This is a genomic window from Arthrobacter gyeryongensis (assembly GCF_039543785.1).
GTDB lineage: Bacteria > Actinomycetota > Actinomycetes > Actinomycetales > Micrococcaceae > Arthrobacter > Arthrobacter gyeryongensis.
Genome location: NZ_BAABKK010000034.1, coordinates 23,783 through 48,531 on the forward strand (window position 1 = coordinate 23,783; position 24,749 = coordinate 48,531).

At 65.1% G+C, this 24,749-nt stretch carries 20 protein-coding genes and 1 tRNA gene; 11 read left to right on the top strand and 10 right to left on the bottom strand.

Translation table 11 applies throughout. From position 1 onward, the window contains the following. Window positions 1-55: 55 nt before the first annotated feature. The gene (locus tag ABEA18_RS22020) at window positions 56-712 is read left to right on the top strand and encodes an MBL fold metallo-hydrolase (RefSeq protein ID WP_345452796.1); all 657 of its coding nucleotides are present in this window, start codon (window positions 56-58) and stop codon (window positions 710-712) included. 33 nt (window positions 713-745) lie between these two features. Here the strand turns inward: ABEA18_RS22020 and cds1 are convergent, their stop codons facing one another. Continuing rightward, window positions 746-1,834, bottom strand: a complete 1,089-nt coding sequence (gene cds1 / locus ABEA18_RS22025) for an L-cysteine desulfhydrase Cds1 (RefSeq protein WP_345452798.1) — start codon at window positions 1,832-1,834, stop codon at window positions 746-748. Window positions 1,835-1,949: 115 nt separating this feature from the next. On the opposite strand from cds1, the gene ABEA18_RS22030 reads away from it, so the two are divergent. From ABEA18_RS22030 to ABEA18_RS22040, 3 genes are all read left to right on the top strand, one after another. Beyond that, window positions 1,950-2,804, top strand: a complete 855-nt coding sequence (locus ABEA18_RS22030) for a sulfurtransferase (protein ID WP_345452800.1) — start codon at window positions 1,950-1,952, stop codon at window positions 2,802-2,804. A gap of 77 nt (window positions 2,805-2,881) precedes the next feature. Then, the gene (locus tag ABEA18_RS22035) at window positions 2,882-4,078 is read left to right on the top strand and encodes an NAD(P)-dependent alcohol dehydrogenase (RefSeq protein WP_345452802.1); all 1,197 of its coding nucleotides are present in this window, start codon (window positions 2,882-2,884) and stop codon (window positions 4,076-4,078) included. Further along, window positions 4,075-4,503 carry an HIT family protein gene (locus ABEA18_RS22040; protein WP_345452803.1) on the top strand — a complete coding sequence of 143 codons (429 nt, stop codon included), beginning with the start codon at window positions 4,075-4,077 and terminating at the stop codon, window positions 4,501-4,503. Before ABEA18_RS22035 ends, ABEA18_RS22040 begins: the two co-directional genes overlap by 4 nt. A 219-nt stretch (window positions 4,504-4,722) precedes the next feature. Here the strand turns inward: ABEA18_RS22040 and hrpA are convergent, their stop codons facing one another. Genes hrpA through ABEA18_RS22055 form a run of 3 tightly spaced genes read right to left on the bottom strand, consistent with a single transcriptional unit; the run spans window position 4,723 to window position 9,952 of the window. Beyond that, entirely contained in the window at window positions 4,723-8,727 is a 4,005-nt protein-coding gene (hrpA, locus tag ABEA18_RS22045; RefSeq protein ID WP_345452804.1) for an ATP-dependent RNA helicase HrpA, read from the bottom strand. A gap of 13 nt (window positions 8,728-8,740) precedes the next feature. Then, entirely contained in the window at window positions 8,741-9,727 is a 987-nt protein-coding gene (locus tag ABEA18_RS22050) for a helix-turn-helix transcriptional regulator (RefSeq protein ID WP_345452805.1), read from the bottom strand. Between the two features lie 60 nt (window positions 9,728-9,787). Continuing rightward, complete coding sequence (locus tag ABEA18_RS22055; RefSeq protein ID WP_236811764.1) at window positions 9,788-9,952, bottom strand: hypothetical protein; 165 nt, start codon at window positions 9,950-9,952, stop codon at window positions 9,788-9,790. A gap of 81 nt (window positions 9,953-10,033) precedes the next feature. Between ABEA18_RS22055 and ABEA18_RS22060 the strand changes: the two genes are divergently transcribed. Continuing rightward, window positions 10,034-11,002, top strand: a complete 969-nt coding sequence (locus tag ABEA18_RS22060) for a GlxA family transcriptional regulator (RefSeq protein ID WP_345452808.1) — start codon at window positions 10,034-10,036, stop codon at window positions 11,000-11,002. Here ABEA18_RS22060 and ABEA18_RS22065 read toward each other — a convergent pair. From ABEA18_RS22065 to ABEA18_RS22090, 6 genes are all read right to left on the bottom strand, one after another. After that, on the bottom strand, window positions 10,999-11,310 hold the full coding sequence (locus ABEA18_RS22065; protein WP_345452809.1) for a protealysin inhibitor emfourin: 312 nt from the start codon (window positions 11,308-11,310) through the stop codon (window positions 10,999-11,001). The two genes, ABEA18_RS22060 and ABEA18_RS22065, sit on opposite strands and share 4 nt — an antisense overlap. Window positions 11,311-11,343: 33 nt before the next feature. After that, window positions 11,344-12,360, bottom strand: coding sequence for a M4 family metallopeptidase (locus ABEA18_RS22070; protein ID WP_345452870.1), 1,017 nt, complete (start codon window positions 12,358-12,360; stop codon window positions 11,344-11,346). A gap of 184 nt (window positions 12,361-12,544) precedes the next feature. Continuing rightward, a tRNA-Arg gene (locus ABEA18_RS22075) sits at window positions 12,545-12,617 on the bottom strand. An 87-nt stretch (window positions 12,618-12,704) separates the two neighbouring features. Next, window positions 12,705-14,225, bottom strand: a complete 1,521-nt coding sequence (locus tag ABEA18_RS22080) for an FAD-dependent oxidoreductase (protein WP_345452810.1) — start codon at window positions 14,223-14,225, stop codon at window positions 12,705-12,707. Continuing rightward, window positions 14,222-15,094: an FAD:protein FMN transferase gene (locus ABEA18_RS22085; RefSeq protein ID WP_345452812.1), complete on the bottom strand. Its 873-nt coding sequence runs from the start codon at window positions 15,092-15,094 to the stop codon at window positions 14,222-14,224. Before ABEA18_RS22085 ends, ABEA18_RS22080 begins: the two co-directional genes overlap by 4 nt. A gap of 4 nt (window positions 15,095-15,098) precedes the next feature. Continuing rightward, a complete protein-coding gene (locus ABEA18_RS22090; RefSeq protein WP_236811752.1) occupies window positions 15,099-15,518 on the bottom strand; it encodes an FMN-binding protein in 420 nt (139 codons plus the stop codon). 231 nt (window positions 15,519-15,749) lie between these two features. On the opposite strand from ABEA18_RS22090, the gene argS reads away from it, so the two are divergent. From argS to rho, 6 genes are all read left to right on the top strand, one after another. Beyond that, on the top strand, window positions 15,750-17,399 hold the full coding sequence (gene argS, locus ABEA18_RS22095) for an arginine--tRNA ligase (protein ID WP_236811750.1): 1,650 nt from the start codon (window positions 15,750-15,752) through the stop codon (window positions 17,397-17,399). A 5-nt stretch (window positions 17,400-17,404) separates the two neighbouring features. Continuing rightward, complete coding sequence (lysA, locus tag ABEA18_RS22100; protein WP_345452815.1) at window positions 17,405-18,913, top strand: diaminopimelate decarboxylase; 1,509 nt, start codon at window positions 17,405-17,407, stop codon at window positions 18,911-18,913. Further along, entirely contained in the window at window positions 18,906-20,222 is a 1,317-nt protein-coding gene (locus ABEA18_RS22105) for a homoserine dehydrogenase (protein WP_345452817.1), read from the top strand. The genes lysA and ABEA18_RS22105 overlap by 8 nt, the downstream gene beginning before the upstream one ends. Next, on the top strand, window positions 20,223-21,329 hold the full coding sequence (gene thrC, locus ABEA18_RS22110; protein ID WP_345452819.1) for a threonine synthase: 1,107 nt from the start codon (window positions 20,223-20,225) through the stop codon (window positions 21,327-21,329). Between the two features lie 2 nt (window positions 21,330-21,331). Continuing rightward, complete coding sequence (gene thrB, locus ABEA18_RS22115; RefSeq protein WP_345452821.1) at window positions 21,332-22,306, top strand: homoserine kinase; 975 nt, start codon at window positions 21,332-21,334, stop codon at window positions 22,304-22,306. A 301-nt stretch (window positions 22,307-22,607) separates the two neighbouring features. Further along, window positions 22,608-24,689 (top strand): transcription termination factor Rho, encoded by a 2,082-nt coding sequence (rho, locus tag ABEA18_RS22120; RefSeq protein ID WP_345452823.1) that lies wholly within the window; start codon window positions 22,608-22,610, stop codon window positions 24,687-24,689. Window positions 24,690-24,749 lie beyond the last annotated feature (60 nt).

Here is a 24,749-nt window from a genome sequence, read left to right on the forward strand (position 1 = left end):
CACGCTCGGACGTCGGTTCGTGGACACCATTGCAGGCCCGCCCTAGGCTGGCTGCATGAAGCTCACCAAGTTCACCCACGCTTGTGTCCGCCTGCAAAAGGACAGTCAGGTCCTCGTGATCGACCCAGGGACTTTTTCCGAGTCCGAGGAAGCCCTCGCAGGTGCCCACGCGGTGCTGATCACGCATGAGCACGCCGACCATGTGGACGCGGACGCCGTCGTCGGGGCCCTCAAGGGAAACCCGGGACTTCAGGTGCACGCACCCTCGGGAATCGCTTCCCAGCTGGCCGCGAAGGCGGGCGACGACGGCGATCGGGTACACGCCGTCGAACCCGGGACGTCCTTTGAAGCGGGGGGCTTCGCGATTCGTTCCTTCGGAGGCCAGCATGCCCTCATCCACCCGCAGATTCCGGTCGTGGCCAACATCGGCTACCTCGTGGACGAAAACGTCTTCCACCCGGGGGACTCGTTCGTTGTCCCTGATGGCGTCGACGTACAAACCCTGCTGGTGCCAATCCACGCGCCGTGGTCAAAGGTGGGCGAGGTGGTTGACTTCGTGATCGCGGTCCGAGCGCCCAAGGCCTATCCGGTCCACGATGGCCTCCTCAACGAACTGGGACGCGGATTGGTGGAAGCCCATGTGACCAGGATCGGCGCGAAGTACGGTACCAGCTATGCGAGGTTGTCGCCGCGGGAATCGGTGGAGGTCTAGCTCAGTCCGTCGCGCCCCTAAATAGTGCGCCGTCTACATGCTGGGCGGCCAGATGCCTGTCTCGAAGAAGTCAGCGAGCACGGCCTCGTACGGGGCCGGATCCAGTCCACGCTCGGCTAGCCAGTCCGGGTTGTAGTAGCTCCCCGCGTAGCGATCGCCGGCGTCGCACATGAGCGACACAATGCTGCCGCGCTTTCCCCGGGCCACCATCTCGGCAATCAGTTGGCAAACGCCCCACAGGTTGGTTCCCGTGGAAGGCCCGGCGTGCAGTCCGGCCAGCCGGCGCAGGTGCCGCATGGCAGCCACAGAGGCGGCATCGGGAACCTGGATCATGGTGTCGATGACGGCCGGCACAAAGCTGGGCTCCATGCGCGGCCGTCCGATGCCTTCGATCCTGGACGGCATGCCCGTCGAGTAGTCCGGGACGCCGTCGCGCCAGCCGGGATAGAACGCGGAATTTTCGGGATCGACCACTGCCAGCCGGGTTGAGTGGCAGTGGTACCGCAGGTACCGGCCGATGGTGGCGCTGGTTCCGCCGGTGCCGGCGCCCACGACGATCCACTCGGGCACCGGATGCTCTTCGAGGGCCAGCTGCTCGAAGATCGATTCCGCGATGTTGTTGTTGCCCCGCCAGTCGGTGGCGCGCTCAGCAAAAGTGAATTGGTCCATGTAGTAACCGCCGGACGTCCGGGCAACCTCCTCGGCCATCGCATAGACCTCCGAGGCGTGATCCACGAGGAGGCAGGTGCCACCGAACTCTTCGATGAGGGCGATCTTTTCGGGGCTGGTGGTCCGGGTCATCACGGCGATGAACGGAAGCCCGATCAGCCTGGCGAAGTAGGCCTCGGACACAGCCGTGCTTCCACTGGAAGCCTCGACGATGGTGGTCCCTTCCGTGATCCAGCCGTTGACCAGGCCGTAGAGGAAAAGCGAGCGGGCCAATCGGTGCTTGAGGCTGCCCGAACGGTGCGTGGACTCGTCCTTGAGGTAGAGCTGGACTCCCCAGTGTTCGGGGAGCGGCACCGCGTAGAGGTGCGTATCCGCCGAGCGGTTGTTCTCGGCTTCGATGCGTCGGATTGCCTCGCTGGCCCAAGCCCGGTCCTGGTTGCGTAGAGTGCTCACCGATCCAGCCTACCGGCGGCGGCGGCCGCCCAAGGATAGGCTGGTAGCCGGTTGGCAGCTGCACGGCGGCAGCTTCGACGTCGTTTGGTAGGCACAGCGTAACGAAGGAGATTTGATGGCCACGATCATTGACGTAGCCTCGCTCAAGGACCGCATGGACGCGGGCAAGCGGACTGTTTTGCTCGATGTTCGGTGGGTGTTGGGCGATCCGCACGGCCATTCGCACTTCCGCCAGGCACACATTCCTGGCGCGGTCTATGTCGACCTGCACAACGAACTCGCCGATCCATCGGCCGAGGGCCGGGGCAGGCACCCGTTGCCGCCCACCGCCGCGCTGCAGCGAAGCGCCCGGGCCTGGGGCATCAACGACGGCGACACCGTGGTTGCGTACGACGACAGCGGCAGCACCGCCGCGGCGCGGTTGTGGTGGCTGCTCCGGGACGCCGGTTTCCATTCCGTCTTCCTGCTCGACGGCGGACTGGGTGCCTGGCGAGCGGCCGGCCACCCGTTGGCGCAGGACGAGCAGCCGCCGGTTCCCGGCGATGTGGTGCTGGGACACGGCCACATGGATGCGATCACCATGGACGAGGCAGCGGAGTGGCACAACCACGGAATTCTTCTCGATGCCCGGGCCGGGGAGCGCTACCGCGGCGAAATCGAACCCATTGATCCCCGCGCGGGACACATTCCCGGCGCGCTGAGCGCCCCCACAGCCGGAAACCTCGGACCGGACGGCACGTTCCTCCGCGCAGCCCAGCTCCGCAATAGATTTGCGGCCCTGGGCATCGACGAGGGCAGCAAGGTAGCGGTTTACTGCGGTTCCGGCGTAACGGCAGCCCACGAGATCGCTGCCCTGGAAATCGCCGGATTCAGGGCGGCACTCTTCCCGGGCTCCTTTTCGCAGTGGTCCTCGCTCGACTCCAACCAGGTGCTCACTGGAGCAGCGCCGCTGGGATCTCCGGGTCAGTGAACCATGGCCGCAGCGAAGCCGGAGGGCGTGGCAGCGCAGAGTGGCAATAAATCAACCTGCAGGGGTAGCGTCGAAGCATGACTCCCGGACGCCCCGTTCCTCCACCCCTTGGCAAGCCGCTCGTCGTGGCTGACGAGACAGCGGAGGCCGCCCCATCTACACCCGGCGCGCCATCAACACCCGGCGCGCACGGCACGCCGACACTCGCGGCCGCATACGGCGCCACTTCTGCGGACAGCGGTCTTGTCCCGCTGACCGTGGCCCGCCGCGTTCCCAAGGAAGACGACGTCGAGATCGAGATCGATTTCTGCGGCCTCTGCCACTCCGACGTCCACGCGACACGGGGCGAATGGGGGGCCCAGGACTATCCGTTGGTCCCCGGCCACGAAATCGTGGGCCGGGTCCGCAGCGTTGGCTCCGCCGTCGACGACTTCGCACCGGGAGACCTGGTGGGCGTCGGCTGCATGGTGGATTCCTGCCGCGAGTGCGGCAGCTGCCTCGAAGGCCTGGAGCAGTATTGCGAACGCGGAAACGTCGGCACCTATGGGGTGAAGGACGCGCGGAACGGCAACTCCATCACCCAGGGCGGGTACTCCACCTCGGTGGTGGTTGACCGCCGCTTCGTGCTCCGGGTGCCAGAGGGCCTCGACCCTGCAGCGGCGGCGCCGTTGCTGTGCGCGGGCATCACCACCTACTCGCCGCTGCGCTACTTCGACGTCGAGGAGGGGGACGTCGTAGGCGTCGTCGGACTCGGTGGGCTGGGCCACATGGCGGTCAAGATTGCGAAGGCCATGGGGGCGCACGTAGTGGTCTTCACCACCTCGGAGGCCAAGTTCGAGGCGGCAATAGAACTTGGCGCCGACGACGTGATCCTCTCGAAGGATCCCGAGGCAATGGAAGGCGCCAACCGCACCATCGACGTCATTATCGACACCGTGGCGGCGCCCCATGACCTCAACCCGTACTTCCGCACCTTGCGGCTGAACGGGGCCCTCTTCCAATTGGGGCTCCCTCCCACCGCCATGCCCCCGGTCAACCCCGGCGCGCTGATCCGGCGCCGCCTCTCCTATGCGGGCTCGTTGATCGGCGGCATTGCCGAGACCCAGGAAATGCTGGACTTCTGTGCCGAGCACGGCATAGTAAGCGACGTCGAAGTCGTCACTGCCCGGCAACTCAACGAAGCCTACGACCGCATGGTTGCCGGCGACGTCAAATACCGTTTCGTCCTCGATACCAAGACCCTTCAGCCCGCTTCGGAAAAGGCAGACGTATGAGCACCCTGTTTACCAAGATCATCAACGGCGAGATTCCCGGACGTTTTGTCTGGAAGGACGACGACGTCGTGGGCTTCCTGACCATCGCCCCGCTTACCGACGGCCACACGCTCGTGGTGCCGCGCCAAGAGGTGGACCGCTGGACCGACGTTCCCCCTGAGCTCCTCAACAAAGTCATGTCCGTCGCGCAGACAATCGGCAAGGCACAAGTGGAGGCGTTTGGCGCGCCACGGGCAGGACTCTCCGTCGTGGGATTCGAAGTGGAGCACTTTCACGTGCACGTCTTCCCGGCAACGTCCCTGGCCGATTTCGACTTCGGAACCGTAGAGCACAACCCGGACCCTGCGCGGCTCGACGCGAACGCGGCGAAGCTCCGCGCCGGCCTCGTCGCCGCCGGGCACGGCGACTTCGTTCCGGCGGACTGAGGCCCCGAGAAGCCGCCGAGGTGGCAGCACCCTTGCGGTCCGGCGACCCGGTTCCGGGGTGACGCCCGCTCACCTTTGGTGGTGTTTTTCCAAACGCCCGCTCACCTTTGGTGGTGTTTTTCCAAACGCCCGCTCACCTTTGGCAGGGAAAGGCCTGCATAGGTGAGCGAGCGTCGGGGGAAAGGCGTGTATAGGTGAGCGAGCGTCGGTACTGCCCGGCTACGCGGGTGCCAGCGCCTGGTTGAGGACGGTCCGGATGCGCTTTTCCGAAACCGAGTAGGCTGTGCCGAGCTCGACGGCGAAAAGGCTCACGCGCAGCTCCTCGATCATCCAGCGCACCCGTGTTAACTCGGCTCCTGCTCGTCGGCCGGGCAGCAGCGCGGAGACGGCGTCGTCGTAGTCGTCTTCCAAGGCCTGCACGACGGACATGTTCAGCCCGTCGCGCTGGACATTGTTCGGGAGCTTTTCGAGGCGTTTCTCGATTCCGGCCAGATACCGGGGCAGCTGGCTCAATTGGGCGTAGCCCGTCCGTGCCACAAAACCGGGGAACACGAGCTGCTCCAGTTGGCTCTTCATGTCGTTGAGCGCGCTGATCAAGGCGAGGCTCGTGCTGGCCTTGAGTTGCTTCTCGATCCGCCGGGTGCTCCCCAAGATGCGTTCGACGACGGCGGTCACCGTGAAGACGGTGTCGATCAGCTCCGCACGGACCAGTTCGTACAGGGCGTCGAACGCCGCCTTGTCCCAAGGAAGTTCGGCCGGAGTCAGCTTGTCGACGGCCGCCAGGACGCAGTCCGCGATCAAGGCGCTCACCGAGCCGTGAGGGTTCTGGCTGAACGTCAACTTCTCCGTGTTGTTCAGATGTTCCAGGACGTAGCGGTCCGGGGCGGGAACCCGCAGGACGAGCAGCCGGATAACGCCGCCGCGCATTGCCGGCTCCTGCTCCGCCCGGGTCTGGAACACGCGCAACGCAACGGATTTTCCCTCATCCACAAGAGCGGGAAAGCCCGTGACATCGTGCCCCTTCACCGTGCGCGTCACTTGGCGTTCGATAGCTCCGAAAGTCCACTCGGTCAGCCCGGTTTGCTCGGACAGGAAACCGGCGGACTGCTGGGTCGTCCCGCCGCGGCCGTTTCCGCCGCTGGATCCGGTACCGCCGGCATTTGGGGCGCCCTTCGGACCGTTGGCGCGTGCCGTCGTCGCGGGTGTTGCCCCGAGGGATTCGGCGATGGCCCGGCGGGTAGCCGGGGCCAGCTGTTCCTGGAGCGCGGCAAGGTCCTTGCCTTCGTCGAGCACCTTTCCGCGGCTGTCCACTACCTTGAAGCTGACGCGGAGGTGCGCCGGCACAGCGTCCCAATTCCACGATCCCGGAGGAATGATGTGTCCCCGGATACGGCGCAGCACCAGCTCGAGCGAGGCCTCAAGATCGTCCGAGGCGGGATCGAAGTCGGCTTCCAAGGCAGCAGCCGCTTGCCGGGCCACGTCCGGGGCCGGCACGAAGTTCTTGCGGATCTGTTTGGGCAGCGACTTGATCAGGGCCGTGACGAGCTCCACCCGCTGGCCGGGTATCTGCCATCGGAAGGCGGCGTCGTCGAGCTGGTTGAGGAACAGCACGGGAACCTCGGCTGTTACGCCGTCCGAGGGATTGGGCGGGGAGCCGGGAGCCACGGGATGGAACTCGTAGCTCAGGGGCAGGTCAAAGCCCTTGTGCAGCCAGGTTTTCGGGTAGGCGGAATCGTCCAGGGCTTCGGCGTCCTCGCTGATGAGCAGCGATTGGTCGAAGTCCAACAAGGTGGGGTCCTGCTGGCGGGCTTCCTTCCACCATTTGTCGAAGTGGCGTTCGGAAACCACGTCCTTGCCGATCCTGGCGTCGTAGAACTCGAACAGCGTGTGATCGTCCACCAGGATGTCCCGGCGGCGCATCCGCGTCTCGAGTTCCTCGATCTCGTGGAGCAAGGCGCGGTTGCGGTGGAAGAATTTGTGGTGCGTCTTCCAGTCGCCTTCTACCAGGGCATGCCGGATGAAGAGTTCGCGGCAAAGCTCGGGGTCGATCCTGCCGTAGTTGATGCGGCGGTTCGGGATGATGGGAACCCCGTAGAGCATCACCTTCTCGTGCGCCATGACCGAGCCCGTCCGGGTGGACCAGTGGGGCTCGCTGTAGGAGCGCTTCACGAGATCCGGTGCGACTTGCTCGGCCCACAGGGGATCGAATTTCGCCGCGACCCGGGCCCAGAGCCGGCTAGTTTCAACCAACTCCGCGGCCATGACAAAAGCGGGCGACTTCTTGAACAACGCCGAGCCCGGGAAGATGGCGAAACGGCTGCCTCGTGCTCCGGCGTATTCGCGCTTGCGTTCATCCAGCATGCCGATGTGGCTCAGCAGCCCCGAAAGCAGGCTGATGTGGATTCCCTCGTTGTTGCCTACGGGGTCGGCCTCGCGCTTGTTGTCGATAGTGATTCCCAGCGGCTTGGCGAGCTGGCGCAATTGCTGGAAGAGGTCCTGCCATTCGCGGACGCGCAGGTAGTTGATGAACTCGTTCCTGCACAGCCGGCGGAACTGCGTGGAGGAGAGCTCCTGCTGTTTTTCCTGGATGTAGTTCCACAGATTCAGGAATCCGGTGAAGTCCGAGTTCTCGTCCCGGAAGCGCGCGTGCTTCTCGGCGGCAAGCTGCTGCTTATCGCTCGGACGCTCCCGCGGATCCTGGATGGTCAAGGCCGCTGCCAGGATCATGACTTCTTTGACACAGCCGCGCTTTCCGGCTTCCACAATCATGCGGCCGAGCCGCGGGTCCACCGGGAGCTGGGCCAACTTCTGCCCGACGGCGGTCAGGCCGCCCCGGTTTTCTGCGCCCCCGGTGCGCGCGTTGCCGCCGTCGATGGCCGGGGGAGCCTCGCCGTCGCCCGTGCGCGCTGCGCTTAGGGCGCCGAGTTCGCGCAGCAGCGTGACGCCGTCGTTGATGGCGCGGGAGTCCGGCGGCTCAACAAAGGGGAAGTTCTCGACGTCCTTGGGGCCGCGGGCAACACCCATGGCGGTCATCTGCAGGATGACCGCGGCAAGGTTGGTCCTCAGGATCTCCGGATCAGTGAACGGGGGGCGGGACTCGAAGTCTTCCTCGGAATAGAGCCGGATGGCGATACCTTCGGACACGCGACCGCAGCGGCCGGAACGCTGGCTTGCCGATGCCTGCGAAACACGTTCGATCGGCAGCCGTTGCACTTTGGTGCGGTGCGAGTAACGCGAGATGCGGGCCGTGCCGGTGTCGATGACGTATTTGATGCCCGGCACCGTCAGGGAAGTTTCCGCGACGTTGGTGGCAAGGATGATCCGCCGTTTGCCGCCCGGGTTGAAGACCCTGTGCTGCTCCTGCAGGCTCAATCGGGCAAACAACGGGAGGACTTCCGTGCCCGCCAGCCTGCGGTTGGCTTGGATCCGGCCGTTCAGGGCTTCCGCCGCGTCGCGGATTTCGCGCTCGCCGGAGAAGAACACGAGGATGTCTCCCGGAGCCTCGAGGGCGAGCTCGTCGACGGCGTCGCACACGGCGTCGAGGGGATCGCGGTCCTCCTCAAGCTCGTCGTCCGACGCGTCCTCATCTTCGCCGGAGGCACTGCCGCCGGCCGGCTGGGATAGCGGACGGTAGCGGATCTCCACCGGGTAGGTCCGGCCCGAGACTTCGATGATCGGCGCAGGTTCTTCTTCGCTGCCGAAATGCTTCGCGAAACGCTGGGGGTCGATGGTCGCCGAGGTGATGATGACCTTCAGGTCCGGCCTTTGCGGCAGGATCCGCTTGAGGTAGCCCAGGATGAAGTCGATGTTGAGGCTGCGCTCGTGCGCCTCGTCAATGATGATGGCGCTGTACTTGCGCAAGAGCTTGTCCCGCTGGATCTCGGCCAGCAGGATGCCGTCGGTCATCAGCTTGATTTTGGTTGCCCTGCTGACTTCGCCGGTGAAACGGACCTGGAAGCCCACTTCCTGCCCTATCTCCACGCCCATTTCGAAGGCGATGCGTTCGGCAACGGTACGCGCGGCAAGGCGGCGCGGCTGGGTGTGGCCGATCAAGCCCTTGTCCCCGAGGCCGAGTTCCAGGCACATTTTCGGGATCTGGGTTGTCTTGCCGGAACCGGTTTCGCCGGCGATGATGGTCACCTGGTTTGCGGCGATGGCCGCCATCAAGTCCTCGCGGCGCTCGGAGACGGGCAGCTCTGCGGGGTAGGAAATATGAAGTGTCATGGCTGCTGACAGTCTACTGTGGCGGCGCGTCGCCTTGCAGTGCGTGCTTCCCGGCGGCCTTTTCCAATCGCCCGGCCATGGTGCGGGCATATTCCTTGAATTCCTCCGGAGAGATGATCTCAAAGTCCATGTCGAGCGCCGCGAGGTGCGCCGCGGGCTGGGCCAGGCTGTCCCAGCCGGCACGGAGCAGGGTGGCGTTCCCGCCGTCGTCGCTCAAGCTCGCGAGCTGCGGGCCGACGACGGCGGCCACCTCGGCGATGGGGGCGTGGAGACGCACGACGACGTCGTAACGGTACGGCGAGCGGGTCACGGAGCGCTGGACGTAGTCCGCGAGGTCCTTGGCCGGCAGGGGGCGCGGCACATACTTCTTCCGTTCGGCCGGTAGCGAGGCGATGCGGTCGGCGCGGAACGTGCGCCAGTCCTCCCGGTCCACATCCCACGCGACGAGGTACCAGCGCCGCCCGGTGTCCACCAGCCGGTATGGCTCCACCAGACGCCGGCCAGCGTCGCCGTCAGCCTTGACGTAGTCGAAACTGAGTTGTCGCTTGTCCGCAATTGCCGCAGAGACCACTGTGAGCTGCTGGGGGTCCACCGACGCCGCGTTGCTGGGCAGTGTGGTGACCGCGGCCTTGAGCATCGCGAACTTCGGGCGGAGACGCGCGGGCAGCACCTGTTCGAGCTTGGCCAAGGCTCGAACCGACGCTTCGCCGATACCGGCGACCGGACCCGCCGCCACGGAGTTGAGCCCCAGTGCGACGGCGAGTGCTTCATTGTCGTCGAGCAGCAACGGCGGGAGCTGCGCCCCGGCGCCCAGCTGATAGCCGCCGGCTATGCCCGGCGAAGCGTGGATGGGGTAGCCGAGGTTCCGGAGCTTGTCGATGTCGCGGCGGACGGTGCGCTCGGTGACACCCATCCGCTTGGCCAATGCCGGGCCGGTCCATTCACGCCGGACCTGCAACAAGGACAGCAATTGCAGGAGCCTCGCGGATGTCTGGATCATGGCATTGAATCTAGCCCAAGATGCGGACAAAAATCGTCCGTGTTCAGGAGCAGACTGTGCTTAGAACGCGCGCAGGGTCCAGCATGAGTTGTTAGGCAGATCCCTCGCCGTCCAGGGCTCGGAACGGTCGGGAAGCCGGCCGCGGCCGTCCCGAAGGACAGCTGAGATGGAAGCGGCGGCCGTGATGATGAGGATGATGAAGAGCAAGACTCCGATGAATTCCATGACTCCATCGTGGTCCTGGTGCACCCCAAGAAACAGTGGCAGAAACGACCCGTTTAGGCAATTTTCTGCCACACTGGATCTATGTTGAAAACGGTGGCAATCATTGTTGTTCCCAACTTCTCGATCTTCGAATTCGGGACCGCCTGCGAGGTCTTTGGCATTGACCGCGCGGACCGCGGGAGTGGGGTTCCCGGCTTTGACTTCAGGGTCTGCACTCCCGTCCCCGGAGACGTGAAGATGAAGTCCGGGCTATCGATGCACGTCGGCCTGGGCCTGGAAGCCACGGCCGATGCCGACCTGGTCATCATGGCTCCATACGGACGGGATGAGGACGTGCCGGAGTCTGTATTGGCTGCGCTACGGGCGGCGCACGCGCGCGGGGCCTGGGTCATGTCAATTTGTTCCGGGGCGTACGCGCTTGCCCGTGCAGGCCTCCTTGACGGGCGCCGCTGCACCACGCACTGGCATTATTCACAGGACCTCGCCAGCAGGTACCCGCAGATTCACGTGGACGAAAATGTGCTCTACGTCCAGGACGGAACGATCATCACAAGTGCCGGCACGGCCGCCGGCATTGACGCCTGCCTGCATCTGGTTCGCGTCGAGCTTGGCGCCCACGTTGCTGCTGCGATTGCCCGCGACATGGTGGTTCCGCCGCACCGCGACGGCGGCCAGGCCCAGTTCATCGACCGGCCCATGCCTACGTGCGGCTCCGCGCCAATGGAGGCATTGTTGCGCTGGATGGTGGAGAACCTCGACCGGGATCACAGCGTCAACGAACTGGCGGCCCGGCTGCACATGTCCGCCCGGACCTTCGCGCGCCGGTTCCGGGCCGAAACAGGTGCCACACCGGCGGCGTGGCTCAACTCGCAGCGCGTGCTCCGGGCACAGGAACTCCTGGAAACCACGGAGCTGAACATCGACGAGGTTGCGCGCGAAGCCGGGTTCGGACATTCCGTGCTGCTGCGGCACCACTTCGCCAAGGTCCTGGACACGAGCCCGCAGTCGTACCGCAGGGCTTTCCGTGGCCAGTTGGCGGAGGTCGGCTAGCGGCGGAGGGTCTCGTGTCCCTCTACCTTGGCGTTCTCCACGAGGGTGTGCCATGGCCCGGTGACATCGGTTTCCGGAAGCGTGGCCCGGTGTTGTCCGGCGCGGATCGAATACATGAACCGGTCGGCTTGCCCGGCCCCTCTACCGGCTGCCTGCGCGGGTGCTAGTGCGCGGGATGGCACCTGGTCCCAAGGGCAGGCCTCCACGATCGGCATCCAGCGTCTCTTGTCTTCGGAAGTGGCGGCATCCACGGTCCAAACGCGTGTGATCGCGGCGACGCCACCGCTGCGCTGGACAGTGATTTTCATGTTCTGCGGCTTCCACTGCTCCGGAGGGTGCTGCTAGAGCTTTACCTTCACAGTTTCCCACGCCTTGCGGACTGCGTCATGCTCGTTCGAACCGGCTCCGAAGAGCTCCTCTGCAGACGCCACTGTGGCTTTTGCGAAGCGCCCGAAGGTGCACGTCGCAGGCAGTGAGCCGCTGCTCAGCGTGTTGTACCAGATCTGTCCCGGCGCCTCCCAGGCATTACCGCCCAGCTCGAGGGCAACAAGGGAGAACGCGCGGTTGGGGATGCCTGAGTTGATGTGGACCCCGCCGTTGTCCGCGGTGGTGCGGACGTACTTGTCCATGGAGTCCGGTTGCGGATCCTTCCCGAGCACGTCGTCGTCATACGCGGTCCCTGGTGCTTTCATGGATCGGAGGGCGGCGCCTTGGACGGCGTCGGTGAACAAGCCCTCGCCGATCAGCCAGCTGGCTTCGGCTGCAGACTGCTTTTTGGCATACTGCTCCACGAGTGACCCGAAAACATCCGACATGGACTCGTTGAGGGCTCCGGCCTGGTTCCGGTATGCGAGGGCTGCCGTGTACTGGGTGACGCCGTGGGCGAGCTCGTGCCCTATCACGCTGAGCGACTTCGTGAACCTCTGGAAGATCTCGCCGTCGCCATCACCGAAGACCATTTGGCTGCCGTTCCAGAAGGCGTTGTCGTACAGCTCACCGTAGTGGACCGTGGCATCGAGTTTCAGCCCGGCGCCGTCGATCGAATTCCGGCTGAACGCCTCGGCATAAAGCGCGTGGGTTTCGCCCAGTCCGTCGTAGGCTTCATCGGCGGCAGCGTCGCCCGTCGCCGGACCTTTCTCCTTGCGGACAAGCTTCCCCGGCAAAGCCTCGGCGGAGCCGGCGTCGTAGATGGTCCGCTTGGGCGGGCCGGGCTTCGCCTGGCGCGCCGTGGGCACAGGGACCGGCACCGGAAGCGCCCGGACCGCCTGGAGGTTCTTGATGTGCAGCAGGGATTCCTTGGCCGCGCGCGCAATTACGCGCAGGCGGGGCTCGTGCTGGGCCGCCAGCCTTCGCAGCATGTAGGGAGGAATGATGGAACAAATCACGGCGAACCCTTTCGTACCTTTTGGACGGGTACGAACAGCTTAGGAGCGGCCACCGACTTTTTTGCGGGCCCGGTGCGGCATGTCCTCGGACCACCACGGCGCGGCCAGGCAAAGAAAAACCCCGCCGGTTCCTTGAACTGGCGGGGTTTTTCTGTTGTGCCCTCGATAGGATTCGAACCTACGGCCTTCTGCTCCGGAGGCAGACGCTCTATCCCCTGAGCTACGAGGGCATCCGGGGCTCCCGTCCGTTGCCGGAGGGACGTCCACGAGCTTAGCAGGTCACCGCGCCGCAATGGAAAACGGGCGGGGGCGAGCCGTCAGTAGCCCGCGAAAGCGTCCACGTGGATTCGTCGGGCTCCGGCATGGCGGGCGGCGGAGCGAAGGGTGTCCACGTTTGCCGGGGACCCGGAGACGTACACGTCCCGCTTGGCGACATCGGGGATGAGCTCCCGCAGGGAGTCGCCATCGATGCGGCCCTGCCCGGCGTCGTGCATGAACGACGGCGGTGGGGACCCGTCCGAAAGGCGGGCGATGACCCGTGCGCCCGAGGCCTCCAGGACATCGCTCCCGGCAAGTTCGGCGACGCTGGGGGCCAGATACAGCACGACGATGTCCCTTCGTGCGGAGTCGCCGGACGCGAGCTGGGAAAGGAAAGGTGCAATCCCGATTCCAGCCGCGATGAGCAGCACGGGTTTACCGGCGTCGGGCGGCAGGACAAAGTCACCGCCCACCGCTGTTCCACTGATGCACTCTCCAGGCTCAAGCGCGAGCAACGCGCGCTTGGCGGCGGAGACTGGTTCCGCCGTGCCGACGCCGAATGTCATTTCAGGCGAGTCGGGCGGGCTGGTGATGCTGAAGACGCGCCGCCGTCCTTTCCCGTCCGAGCGCGAATGCGGAAGGCTGAGTTCCATGAACTGACCCGGCAGGAAACGGACGGGCCGTCGTGGCTCAAAACGGAATTCGGTGGTGAAAGGCGTCAGCGGACGCGAACCTCTGTACGTCAGCATGATTCCGCCGCGCTGTCCCACGAGGAAGGCGAGGAGGTTCCCGATGAGCAGCGCGAGTTCCGGCGAATTGGCCACGCCCGCCACGTTGTACGGCACAGCAAAAAACAAGGCCACGACGGCGGCCAGTGCCACTTGCTGCCATCGGCGGGGAGGCAGGGTGAGGGGCTCGGTGAGCATGAAGCCGACGAAAAAGAGAAGCGGCTGCTGCGCGATCGGTTGCCACAAGGCGGAGCCGAAGGTCATGCCGCCGCGCAGGAGCACGGCGCACCCCACCGACAGCGCCACCACGAGGAAAACGCAGGCCATGAGCACCTTCAGCGTCCGGTACAGCACCAGGAGCACGCCGGGAACCAGGAGCCACAGCATGGCTGGAGTTGCGGCCCACCACGTGGCGATGTTCAAGCCAGTGAGCCCGGCGATGAAGGCGCCCGCCGCTGCCGGATTGAAAATGTGCCGGCCGCGGAACGCCAGGACGTATTTGGATGCCGAGGCCAAGACGCATGCCGCGGTGACCCCCGCGAGATCGAGGATCTGGACCGAAGGAATCAGCTCGGTGGGCCAGAACAGGAAGTACAGCAGAAGGCCCGTGATGAGCGAGGACTCCGAATGCGGCTGGACCTTGAAGAGCATCGCCATGAGCCGGTTGGATGCGTACGTCAGGCCCAGGCACAGCACGAGGTGCAGCAGCATTTCAGGCAGCCCGAAGCTTAGCCAGCCCAAGGCGTCCAACACCAGGCTGTACGCCGCGAGCACGGCAAGGACCCAGAGGATCAGCCGGTACATCGTGAAACGGCCGAGCCAGGCATCCACGCGCGCTTTGATGGCAATCATGAGAACAGTGTCCCTTCGAAGCCGGCCGAATAGGCGGCATATCCGTCCGAATAAACCTGGAGCCAGGAGAAATCGAATTCTCCCTCAAGCACTGTCGGATCCACCATGAAGAGCGCCGTGGCCAAGGCATCGGCTTCCATTGCCGTGGCAGCCATGGTCCACGTGGCCACTACCGTCTCTATCGGGCGACCGGTCGCGCCGTCGAGGACATGGTGCAGTCCGTCGCCCCACGCCCTGCGGTTGGCTGCGGAAGCGCACAGCGCGCCGTCGTGGACTTCGACGACGCCGATCGCCTGGGTGGGGTCGTAGGGGTGTTCGAGGGCCACGCCCAAGGGTTCCGCCCCGGAATGGAGCATGTCGCCGCTGGCATCGACAAGGAACTCCGTGATTCCCGCGGACCGCAGGACCGCAGCCGCAAGGTCCACCAGCTGGCCTTTCCCGGCAGCACCGATGTCAAGGACCACGGGAGCGGAAGCGGAGATCTCTGTACCGTTCCACTCAAGGACGTCTTCCCAACGCGGCGCTGGCACCGGGTGGCCGAGGGGCCGCAAGGCATAGCCCGCACCGTAGCCGAGCCGCTCGAGGCTGCCGCCGATGAGCGGCGTCATGGCGCCGTTGCTGAGGCGGTACAGCTTTCTGAATAGCTGTTCCAGCTCTCCTGCCCCGGCCGGGAGGGTGACGGTGCCGGCTTCACGGGCGAGCGCTGCAAGCAAGGAGTCGTCCCGGAAACGCGAATAGCTTCGGTCGTAGTCCTCCACGACGCCGAGCAGGCTGGCGCGCACCCCGTCCGGGAGTTCCTCCGGCGTCGAGATTTCCCATCTGGTCCCGATACCGTCGAAGCTGAAATCGCTCCAGCCCGTGTGCGTCATGCGCCTACTTGGCCTCGGACTTGATGGTTTCCACGGCCTTGTTGAATCCTTCGCTGGTCAGCGAGGAGCCGGCAACCTTTGAGACGTTGATCTCGTCCAGTTTCTTTCCGACCACCTGCGCGGCGATTCCGTTCTTGAACTGCCCCTGGAATTCCTTGGTGTTCGGGTTGTTGGCATGGACGGTGATGTCCACAGCGGAAATAGTGCTGCCGGCCAAGGTCAGCTTGACGCCCACGGTTTCACCGCCGTTGGGTGAAATGTAGTCACCGTCCGCGCTGTAGGTACCGTCCTTGTACGGGCCGGAGATCGTGGAGGTCTTTTGCGGGGTGCTGCCTTGGGCCGAGGGGGCGCAAGCTGCCACCGAACTGGCCAGGGAGAGGCCGGCGGCGCCCACCAGAAGGCCCTTGCGGAGTGGCGTGGTCATGGTTCTGCTCGTTTCAACTGGACTCGTCAACTGGACAAGAAAAAGGGTCAATGCACATTGCTCCGGGCCGTGGGCCGATCACACCATTGACGTTGATTTCAGCCTATCGGTTCAGTCTGGGAGCTCGACTGGCCGAAGCTGGGCGCCGGCTGGGTGCGCGCTGGTGCCCGCGTGTGCGCATTGCTAAGCACAAATTCCACCACTTGCAAGCCCCACCGGTAGGCTAGACAGGTGACTCCCGAAGAACTCTCAGCCGCCATATCCGCCTGCCTGAAAGACGCTGTCGCCGCCGGCGAGCTTGCGCTTTCAGAATCTGCCCTCCCTGAGGATGTGCGCGTGGAGCGACCCAAGAACCGGGAGCACGGCGACTGGGCCACGAACATTGCCTTGCAGCTTGCCAAGCACGCCGGGACCAACCCGCGTGAATTCGCGACGATCCTGGGCAAGCGACTGGAAGCGATTGACGGCGTCACTGCCGTGGACATCGCGGGCCCGGGCTTCCTCAACATCACCGTGGATGCAGCCGCCGCCGGCGCGCTGGCCAAGGTCATCGTCGAGGCGGGAAGCTCCTACGGAACCAACCAGGCGCTCGCAGGCCATGTGGTCAACATGGAATTCGTCTCGGCCAACCCCACGGGACCGCTGCACATCGGCCACACGCGCTGGGCCGCCCTGGGCGATTCCATTGCCCGCGTCCTCCGCGCCTCCGGTGCGGACGTCACCGCGGAGTACTACATCAACGACGCGGGCTCGCAGATGAACGTTTTCGCGAACTCCGTACTGTCCCGCCTGCACGGACGCGGCGTTCCGGAGGGCGGCTACCCAGGTGAGTACATCCGGGAACTCGGCGACGAGGTCCTCAAGGCCCATCCGGCAATCCGCGAGCTGACCGACGAGGCAGCACTGCCCGTGATCCGTTCCGCCGCCTACAAGGCCCAGATGAAGGACATCAAGGACACCTTGGCCGGGTTCGGCGTGGCTTTCGATGTCTTCTTCTCCGAGCAGGAACTGCACGACGGCGGTGCGATCGAATCCGCCGTGGCCCGCCTCCGGGAGCAGGGCCACGTGTTCGACGACGGCGGGGCAGTGTGGCTGCGCACCACGGACTTCGGCGATGACAAGGACCGCGTGATGATCCGTGCCAACGGCGAACCCACGTATTTCGCCGCCGACGCCGCGTACTACCTGTCGAAGAAGGACCGCGGCTTCACGGAGAAGATCTACCTGCTCGGGGCCGACCACCACGGCTACATCAACCGGCTCAAGGCCATCGCCGCCTGTGCGGGCGACGACCCCGAGGTCAACATCGAGGTCCTGATCGGCCAGCTGGTCTCCGTCAACGGCGCCAAGCTGTCCAAGCGTGCCGGCAACATCATCGAGCTCAAGGACCTTATCGAATGGCTCGGGAAGGACGCCGTGCGCTACTCGCTCGCGCGCTTCCCCGCTGATTCACCGCTGACACTGGATCCGGAACTGCTGAAGAAGAACAGCAACGAAAACCCTGTGTTCTACGTGCAGTACGCGCACGCCCGCTCCCGCGGCACGGCACGCAACGCGATCGAGGCTGGCGTCGACCACAGCGCCTTCGACGCGTCCCTGTTGGACCACGCCACCGAGAACGAGCTGCTGTCCTACCTCGGCAGCTACCCGTCCATCGTTGCCAAGGCAGCGGAGCTCCGCGAACCGCATCGTGTGGCCCGCCATCTCGAGGTCATCGCCGGTGCCTACCACCGCTGGTACGACGCCTGCCGCGTCTCACCGCTCGGCGATGAGCCGGTCCAGGATGTCAACCGCACACGGCTGTGGCTCAACGACGCCACGAGCCAGGTACTTGCCAACGGACTTGAACTCCTCGGCGTTTCAGCTCCGGAACGGATGTGATCAGCGTGAGCGAGCCCAATACCGTGCAGCAGAGCCCCAACAACGCCGCAGCCTCACCCCTTGCCCCCGAATGGCTCACATTGCCGGAGGACGTGAACGCGCTTCACTCGCCGATGTGGGCCGAAGGCGTCCGAAGGAACGACGACGGCGAACTCACCGTTGACGGCGTTCCCGTCAGTGAGCTCAAGGCGCAGTTCGGCACCCCGCTGTTCGTCATGAGCGAGGGCGATTTCCGTGCCCGCGCCCGCTCCTTCAAGGATGCCTTTGATGCAGCTTTTGAGGACATTTGCGGGGGAGTGGACGTCTACTACGCCGGAAAGTCCTTCTTGTGCACTGCCGTGGCCAGCTGGGTGGCCGAGGAAGGCCTGCGGCTGGACACGTGCTCAGGCGGCGAGCTTGCCGTCGCGGCCCGCGCCGGCATCGACGGCGCCAACTTGGGGCTGCACGGCAACAACAAGTCCGATGCCGAGATCAACCGGGCACTGGACATGAAGCTCGGACGCATCGTGGTGGACAGCCTCGATGAGCTTGAGCGGGTTGCCAAGATTGCCTCCGTCCGCGGTGAGACGGCGAAGGTCATGCTGCGGTTGACTCCCGGCGTCCACGCCCACACCCACGAATTCATCGCCACGGCCCACGAAGACCAAAAATTCGGTCTTTCCATGGCCGGGGATACCACGGAGTCAGCCGGCCTCTCGGCCGCCGAGGAAGCCGTCGCTGCGGCCACCTCGTACTCCAATGTGGAACTCCTGGGCCTGCACTGCCACATCGGTTCGCAGATCTTCGAGCCTGACGGCTTCGCCTTGGCAGCCGTGAAGCTGTTGGGATTCCTCGCCGCGATGCAGACGAAGTACTCCATCGTCCTGCCGGAACTGGACCTGGGCGGCGGCTACGGCATCGCCTACACTCCGGTGGACACCCCCCGCCCGCCTGCCGAAATCGCGCAGGCGATGGCCGCCGTCGTACGCTCCAAGTGCGCTGAGCTGGGCATCACCTCGCCGCGCATTTCGATCGAACCGGGCCGCGCAATCGTGGGCACCAGCACGTTCACCTTGTACGAGGTGGGGACGCTGAAAACCGTTCGCGTGGACGCGCCTGTAGCCGCGCCTGTAGATGCCGGTGGCAACCAAAACGTTACGTTCCCGCGCCGCTATGTGTCGGTGGACGGCGGCATGAGCGACAACGCCCGTCCGGTGCTGTACGACGCGGATTATTCGGCCATTCTCGCCTCCCGGACCTCGGACGCCGCCCCGCAACTGTCCCGAGTAGTGGGCAAACATTGCGAGAGCGGCGACATAGTTGTTAGAGATGTATATCTGCCCGAAGACGTGGCAGCCGGTGATCTGCTCGCTGTACCGGGAACCGGCGCTTACTGCTGGGCCCTCTCAAGCAACTACAACTATCTGGCCAGGCCTGGCGTTGTCGCTGTGCGCAATGGATCCGCCCGGCTGATCGTCCGCGGGGAAACCGAAGAAGATCTCTTGAACCGCGACATGGGAGTGGCGAATGTCTGAAGTGCGAACCCTGAAGGTGGCCCTGCTGGGCTGTGGCAACGTGGGAGCCCAGGTAGCGCGGATTCTCCTTGACGACGCCGACGCCCTTGCGGCCCGCACCGGCGCACGCTTGCAGCTGTCCGGCATCGCCGTGCGAAACCTTGATTCAGAGCGCGACGTCGAATTGCCGCGCGATCTGTTCACCACCGACGCAGACACCCTGGTCAAGGACGCCGACCTGGTGATCGAACTCATGGGCGGCATCGAGCCCGCCCGCTCGCTCATCCTGACCGCCATGCAGAACGGCGCTTGCGTCGTGACCGGCAACAAGGCGCTCCTGGCACAGGATGGCCCCACGCTCTACGAAGAGGCCGACAAGGCCGGCGTCCAGCTCTCCTATGAGGCCGCCGTCGCCGGAGCCATTCCGATCCTGCGCCCCATCCGCGACAGCCTCTCCGGCGACCGCATCACCCGGGTCCTGGGCATCGTGAACGGCACCACCAACTTCATCCTCGACCAGATGGACAGCACCGGTGCGCAGTTCGCTGACGCGCTGGCCGAGGCCCAACGGCTCGGATACGCGGAAGCCGATCCGACTGCCGACATCGAAGGCCATGACGCCGCGGCCAAGGCCGCCATCCTTGCGTCGTTGTCCTTCCACACGCGCTTCGCCCTCGAAGACGTCTACTGCGAAGGCATCACGAAGGTCAGCGCAGCCGACATTGCTGCCGCGAAGGAAGCAGGCTTCGTCATCAAGCTGCTGGCCATCGCCGAGAAGATCACCAATGCAGACGGCGACGGCGGCATTTCAGTCCGGGTCCACCCCACCCTCCTGCCCCGCGAACATCCGCTTGCAGCCGTTCGCGGTGCATTCAACGCCGTCTTCATCGAGGCCGAGAACGCCGGCGAGCTGATGTTCTACGGCCAGGGCGCCGGCGGAACACCGACGGCGTCTGCCGTCCTGGGCGATCTCGTCTCAGCGGCGCGCCGGGTGGTGCTTGGCGGTCCCGGTCGTACCGAGACAACCACCGGCTACGTGCCCGCGCTGTCGATCGATGCTTCGACCACGAGCTACTACATCGGCCTCGACGTTGCCGACCAGGCCGGCGTGCTGGCCCGGATCACCCACATCTTTGCGGAGCACGGCGTATCGATTGAAATCATGCGCCAGACGATCCACCGCGACGCCGCCTCGAAGGTTGAGTCGGCCGAGCTGAAGATCGTCACCCACCGCGCATCCGAAGCCGCACTCGCGGCGACCGTCGAGGCCGTCAAGGGCCTGGACGTCATCAATTCTGTGACATCCGTCCTGCGGGTAGAAGGGGTCTAAGTGGCTCACCAATGGCGCGGAGTAATCCGCGAATACGCTGATCGTTTGCCTGTAACGGAAGCCACGAAGGTCATTACCCTCGGCGAGGGCGGTACGCCCCTCGTTCACGCGCAGAAGCTCTCCGAACTCACCGGGTCCACTGTGTACCTGAAGGTGGAGGGCATGAACCCCACCGGTTCCTTCAAGGACCGCGGCATGACGATGGCCATGACGGCGGCTGTCGAAGCAGGCGCCAAGGCCGTTGTCTGCGCCTCCACGGGCAACACCTCGGCCTCGGCCGCGGCCTACGCCACGGCCGCCGGGCTGAAGTGTGCCGTTTTGGTCCCCGAAGGCAAGATCTCCATGGGCAAGCTCAGCCAGGCGATCGCGCACGGCGCCACGCTCCTGCAGGTGGACGGCAACTTCGACAACTGCCTGGACATCGCCCGCAAGCTCGGCGAGTCCTACCCGGTGTTCCTCGTGAACTCCGTCAACCCGGCGCGCATCCAGGGCCAGAAGACCGGCGCCTTCGAAATCGTCGACGCCCTCGGAGACGCTCCGGACATCCACGTCCTCCCGGTGGGCAACGCGGGCAACATCAGCGCGTACTGGAAGGGTTACAAGGAGTACTCCGCGCCCTTCGAGTCCGCAACCGCCGGCACCCTTCCCGCTGTCTCCACCAAGACGCCGGCCATGTGGGGATTCCAGGCAGCAGGCGCGGCACCGTTCGTGGCAGGCCACCCCATCACCGAACCGGACACGATCGCCACGGCCATCCGCATCGGAAACCCGGCATCCTGGGACACGGCCATCGCGGCACGTGATGAATCCGGCGGCTTCATCGACGCCGTGACCGACGAGCAAATCCTCGATGCCCACCGCTGGCTCTCCGCCAAGGAAGGCGTCTTCGTCGAACCCGGTTCCGCGGCAGGCGTAGCCGGCCTCATCAAGAAGCACGCCGCAGGCGAGGTCCCCACCGGCAAGACGATCGTCATCACCGTCACCGGACACGGACTCAAGGACCCGCAGTGGGCTCTCCGCACCGAAGACGGCAGCGAGGTCCAGCCGGTCAAGGTGCCGAACGACGTCGTGACTGTGGCATCCGAACTGGGACTGGAAGAAAACTAAGAGTGGAAACCACGCAGCCCACCGCGACCGGTCTCAAGCTTGTCGCGGCAGGCCAGCAGCTGACCGTCAGGGTCCCGGGTACCAGCGCCAACCTGGGCCCCGGCTATGACAGCCTCGGCCTGGCATTGTCGATCTACGACACCCTGACTGTCGAAACACTCACCACCGGAGAGCTCGAGTTCGAGCTCTCCGGTGAGGGAGCCGACACCCTCCCTCGCGATGCCAGCCACCTGGTGGTGCGCGCCCTCAACACGGCCTTGGAACGACTCGGTTTCCGGCACAGCGGTCTCAAGATCACCGCGGACAACGTCAACCCGCATGGCCGCGGACTTGGCTCCTCGGCGTCGGCAGTAGTTGCCGCTGTTACCGCAGCCAACGCCTTGGTGCCCGAATCCGCCCAGCGTGACCGCGAGTGGGTCCTGCAGCTCACGAGCGAGATGGAAGGGCACCCGGACAACGTCGCACCCGCGATTTTCGGCGGACTGGCCTTGTCATGGCAGGACAGCGAGCAGTACAGCAGCACCCGTGCAGAAGTGGTCCCGTCCGTCATTCCCATCGTGGCCGTGCCTGACTACGAACTGTCAACCGAAACCGCCAGAGGTTTGCTGCCTGCTTCCATCGGCCACCACGCAGCAGCGATGAACTCAGGACGCGCGGCGCTCCTGATCCACGCGTTGACGGCAGACCCCCGTTTCCTGCTTCCCGGAACCGAGGACTACCTGCACCAGAGCTACCGTGCAGAGGCAATGCGGCCAAGCGCGGCGCTGATCACGGCATTGCGGTCTGCGGGCCATGCAGCTGTTGTTTCGGGAGCGGGGCCCACAGTTCTGGCATTGGCCAACGGCGCGGACGAAGCCGGGGCGATTGCCGAATTGATTAACTCGTTCACCGCGGACAACACTCCGGACGTTGCCTGGCGCGTGATGACACTGGCAGTGGACGTTGAAGGTGCTAGAGTGGACTTGCACCGGCGGTAGAACCGCGGGCAGTTCCCTGACATTGGATCCCGGCTAAATGCCGTTCCCGTCTCCTACTGTGTCGAAGTCTGCCGGTGTCGTCTCCTTATCGGCCTGTCGCAGGTGCCACAGAACCCTTTCTGTTACCCGAACCGTCAGCCCGCGCCCCGCCCGCCGGAGCATCGAAGACGTATTAGTATCCGGCCCTGCTGAAACTAAACCGGCAAGACCGAAATCACGGCTGCAGATCTGAACTGCAGTCCAGAACAAATCATCGCGTCCAGCTCTAGGTCTGGACGCCGTCGAGGGGGAAGGATCCTTCGTGACAGAAACCACTGAGCTGGCTTCAGTTGTGGACACAACATCTTCTGCAGCTGAATCAACGGCCGCAACCGCCAAGAGCAGCGGCCTTGCAGGCCTCAAGCTCGCGCAGCTCCAGGCTCTGGCCAGTCAGCTGGGCATTTCGGGCGGATCCCGGATGCGCAAGGGGGACTTGGTCTCGGCTATTTCGGCCCACCGTGCCGGTGCTACCACCAGCAAGGCTCCCACCGCGGCCAAGGCCGTGGCAGCAAAAGCCGCGCCTGCAGCCCCGGAAGCTGAGACCTCTGAGGCACCTGCCGCAGTATCCACCGAAGCTCCTGCACAGGACGGCACCCGGGCACGTGGCCGTGGCCGAAGCCGTCGCGCCACTAGCGATGGTGTTGTGGCCGCTCCTGCCGCCGCGGAAACCGCGGAGGCTCCCGCCGTCGAGGCTCCTGCCGCTCCCGTCGCCGAAGCAAGCGAGGCCGCCGGCGAACGCCGCCAGCCGCGCACGCGGAACCGTCGTCGTGGCGAGGCCGCTCCTGCGGAGGCCGGTGAAGCCGGTGAGACCCGCGCTGCCGAGCAGCCCCAGGCCGAACAACCCCGCGTAGAACAGCGTCAGCCCGAGCAGCGCCAGGCCGAGCAGCGTCAGGCGCAGCCGCGCCAGGGCGAGCAGGCTTCGGTCGAAGCCGGCGAACCCGGCCAGCGCGAACGCCGTGACAACACCCGTACGCGTCGTGAAGACACGAACGAGGGCGATGACACCGGCAACCGCCGCAATCGTCGGAACCGCCGCGACCGCAACGACCGCCAGGGTCCGCAGGACAACCGTGACAACCGCGACGGAAACACCCGCAGCGACCGCTTCCGCGACCGCAATGAGCGCCGCCGCGGCCGCGGCCAGGGACCGGACGTCGACGATGTCGAGGTCACCGAGGACGACGTCCTGCTGCCGGTTGCCGGCATCCTGGATGTACTCGAGAACTACGCGTTCATCCGCACTTCCGGTTACCTGCCGGGTGCCAACGACGTGTACGTGTCCCTCGCCCAGGTCAAGAAGTACAACCTGCGCAAGGGTGACGCCGTCGTCGGCGCAATCCGCGCCCCGCGTGACGGCGAGGACCGCAGCCAGCAGACCGCGCGCCAGAAGTTCAACGCGCTCGTCCGCGTCACGTCGGTAAACGGCAAGACGCCCGAAGAGCTCAAGGACCGCGTCGAATTCGCCAAGCTCGTCCCGCTGTACCCGTCCGAGCGCCTGCGCCTCGAAACGGATCCCAAGAAGATCGGCCCGCGCGTCATCGACCTCGTGGCCCCGATCGGCAAGGGCCAGCGTGGGCTGATCGTCTCCCCGCCCAAGGCCGGCAAGACGCTCATCCTGCAGTCCATCGCCAACGCGATCACCACCAACAATCCTGAGGTCCACCTCATGATGGTGCTCGTCGACGAACGTCCCGAAGAAGTCACGGACATGCAGCGCACCGTCAAGGGCGAGGTCATTGCCTCTACCTTCGACCGTCCCGCCGATGACCACACCACGGTTGCCGAGCTTTCCATCGAACGCGCCAAGCGCCTCGTGGAAATGGGCATGGACGTGGTGGTCCTCCTGGATTCCATGACCCGCCTGGGCCGCGCCTACAACCTGGCAGCACCGGCCTCCGGCCGTATCCTGTCCGGTGGCGTCGACTCCGCTGCGCTCTACCCGCCGAAGCGCTTTTTCGGTGCTGCGCGCAACATCGAGAACGGTGGCTCGCTCACCATCCTGGCAACCGCGCTCGTGGAGACCGGTTCCAAGATGGACGAAGTCATCTTCGAAGAGTTCAAGGGCACGGGCAACATGGAGCTCCGCCTGTCCCGCCAGCTGGCGGACAAGCGCATCTTCCCGGCCGTGGACGTCAACGCTTCGGGTACCCGTCGCGAAGAGAACCTGCTTTCGGCAGAAGAAGTCAAGATCATGTGGAAGCTGCGCCGCGTTCTGTCCGGACTCGAGACCCAGCAGAGCCTTGAACTCTTGACCAACAAGATCCGGGAGACCGGGAGCAACGTCGAGTTCCTCATGCAGGTTCAGAAGACGACTCTTGGAGCCAAGTCGGATAACGACAAATAGCTGTTTTAGGGGCGGGTGCTGGTTCGTTCGTGCGGTTGATTCCGCGCGGATGTTCCGCCC